Annotated in this window: 2 protein-coding genes and 1 pseudogene; all 3 read left to right on the plus strand. The window is 65.8% G+C overall.

The window, feature by feature from the left end:
- Positions 1-948, plus strand: a pseudogene (locus B1A78_RS21260) (conjugal transfer protein TrbE); the annotation flags it as partial.
- 2 nt (positions 949-950) lie between these two features.
- A complete protein-coding gene (trbJ, locus tag B1A78_RS21265; RefSeq protein ID WP_077148842.1) occupies positions 951-1,670 on the plus strand; it encodes a P-type conjugative transfer protein TrbJ in 720 nt (239 codons plus the stop codon).
- Between the two features lie 123 nt (positions 1,671-1,793).
- Positions 1,794-2,843, plus strand: a 1,050-nt coding sequence (gene trbL, locus B1A78_RS21270; RefSeq protein WP_077148841.1) for a P-type conjugative transfer protein TrbL, incomplete at its 3' end; no start/stop codon positions are given.

The raw sequence follows: 2,843 nt of genomic DNA on the forward strand, positions 1-2,843 counted from the left end.
GGCGAGGAGGGCTCCGGGATCGCGTTCCAGCCGCTGCGTCATATCGACCGCGCCGACGAGCGCGCTTGGGCGGCCGAATGGATCGGTGCGTTGTTCGCGCACGAGAAGCTCCCGGTCACGCCGGAGGTCAAGGAAATCCTCTGGTCGGCGCTCGCCAATCTCGCTTCGGCGCCTGCAGAGCAGCGGACCCTTACCGGGCTTTCATTGCTGCTCCAGTCGGCCGCGCTCCGGTCGGCGCTTGCTCCCTACACCCTCGAAGGGCCGTTCGGGCGCCTGCTCGATGCGGCCGAGGATGATCTTCGCATCGCCGACGTCCAATGCTTCGAGACCGAGGCGTTGATGGGGCAGGTCGGTGTCGTCGCGCCGCTACTCACTTATCTCTTTCACCGCCTCGAAGAACGCTTCACCGGACGGCCGACGCTGCTCATCCTCGACGAAGCCTGGGTATTTCTCGATCACCCGCTCTTCGCCGCTCGCATTCGCGAGTGGCTGAAGACCTTGCGCAAGCGCAACGTCGCGGTGGTGTTCGCGACGCAGAGTCTCGCCGACATTGCGGACTCGGCGATCGCACCCGCGATCATCGAAAGCTGTCCGCAGCGCATCCTGCTCCCCAACGACCGTGCGATCGAGGCGCAGTCGCGCGCTACCTACGAGCGTTTCGGGCTCAACGATCGCCAGATCGAGCTAGTCGCCCGGGCCACGCCGAAGCGGGACTATTATCTGCAGTCGGCGCGCGGCAACCGGCTGTTCGAGCTCGGGCTGGGGCCCGTCGCGCTCGCGCTGTGCGGCGCATCCGATCCCGACACGCAAAGGCGCATCGACGCGCTTCTCGCGGAACATGGCCCAGGCGCTTTCGCTGCGCGCTTTATGCGCGCCGCCGGCCTCGAGTGGGCCGCGGACGTCCTCGCCGACTTTCCCCACCCCCTGTCCCCCGAAGAAGGAGAATGAAGATGAACAAACTTGTCCTTGCCTTGCTCGCCGCATCGCTCGCGCCGGCGTCGCTGGTCGCCGCGCCGGCAGCCCATGCCATTCCGGTGTTCGACAGCGCGAACTATTCGCAGAACCTGCTCACCGCCGCGCGCACGCTCCAGCAGATCAACCAGCAGATCCAGTCGCTCCAGAACGAGGCGCGGATGATCGCCAATCAGCAGAAGGATCTGAGCCGCATCGATTTTCCCGAGCTCGACGAGCTTCGCAGGAAGCTCGGAGAGATCGACCGGCTGATGGGGCAGGCGCAGGGCATCGACTTTCGCGTCGATCAGCTCGACGAGCGGTTCCGCCAGCAGTTTCCCGATAGCTTGGGCCAGCTGGTGAAACGCGACCGGCGGATCGCGGCGGCGAGACAGCGGCTCGACAGCGAGATGGCGGCGTTCCGGCAGACGATGGCCGTGCAGTCGGCCATCGTCGAGAATATCCGCGACGATGCGCGGGCACTCAGCGAGATTGTCGCCAGAAGCCAAGGTGCCGAGGGCAGCCTGCAAGTCAGTCAGGCAACCAATCAATTGCTCGCACTCGCGGCAAAGCAGCAGTTCCAGCTTCAGACCCTGATGGCGGCGCAATTTCGCAGCCAATCGCTCGAAGCCGCGCGGCGCGGGCAAAGCCAGCGCGAAGCGCGCGAACGAACCGACCGCTTCCTCGGCGACGGCAAGGCCTGGACGCCGCAGCAATGAGCCCGGACGGCGCCGGCCCCAACTCCCCGGTCGGCGCCGTCCTGTCGCGAGGGCCGGGTGGCAACCCCCTCCCGGCTGCCGGCCCTCGCGGCACCCTTCAATCCTCTCGCGGGACCTGCCCACATGGATGATCTCAACGTCATCGACCAGTTCATGGCGGCCTTCATCGCCTATATCGACAGCGGCTTCGGCCTGCTCGGCGGCGACGTCGGATTCCTGACCACGGTCCTTATCGGAATCGATATCACGCTGGCGGGCCTGTTCTGGGCGCTTGGCGGCGAAGACGACATCATCGGCAAGTTCCTCAAAAAGATTCTTTATGTCGGCGCGTTCGCGCTGATCCTGAACAGTTTTTCGACCCTTTCCGACATCATATTTCGTAGCTTCGCCGGCCTCGGGCTGACGGCGGGTGGCAGCGCGATCACCGCCGAGACGCTCCTGATGCCCGGGCGGCTTGCGGGGACGGGGTTCGAAGCAGCCTGGCCGCTGCTCGCGCAGGCCAAGGAGCTGGTCGGGCCGATCGACTTCTTCGACAATTTCATCGAGATCGCGGTGCTGGTCATTGCATGGGTCGTCGTGATCGCGGCCTTTTTCATTCTGGCGATCCAGCTTTTCATCACGATCCTCGAATTCAAGCTGACGAGCCTCGCCAGCTTTGTCCTCGTCCCGTTTGCGCTGTGGAACCGCACCGCCTTTCTTGCCGAACGCGTGCTCGGCAATGTGGTGAGTTCGGGTATCAAGGTGATGGTGCTGGCCGTGATCGTCGGTATCGGCTCGAACTATTTCGCCGAGTTTACGAACGCCATCACTGGTGACGAGGTATCGATCGAGCAGGCGGTCTCGCTGATGCTTGCGAGTCTCGCGCTGTTCGGTCTTGCCATCTTCGGACCCGGAATCGCTTCCGGCCTTGTCGCAGGCGCGCCGCAGCTCGGCGCAGGGTCGGCGATCGCGACCACCGCGCTCGCGGCGGGCGGCCTTGCGATGGGCGGGGCCGCCGCGGTCGCCGCGACGCGCGGTCTGGCGGGCGCCGGCCTCGGCGCGCTCCGCGCCGGAACCTCGATGGGGAGCGCGGCATCGACGGCTTACAGGCTCGGACAGGAAACGTCGGGATCGACGACGATCGGCGCCGGTCTCGGCGGCATGGCGACGGCCGCCCGCGGCGCAGTATCGCAG

This window comes from Sphingopyxis sp. KK2 (assembly GCF_001990265.1).
Classification (GTDB): Bacteria; Pseudomonadota; Alphaproteobacteria; order Sphingomonadales; family Sphingomonadaceae; genus Sphingopyxis.

What these genes read in the sequence shown, in the direction of transcription:
- trbJ (WP_077148842.1), top strand. Translation starts at nt 951, where the DNA reads ATGAACAAACTTGTCCTTGCCTTGCTCGCCGCATCGCTCGCGCCGGCG.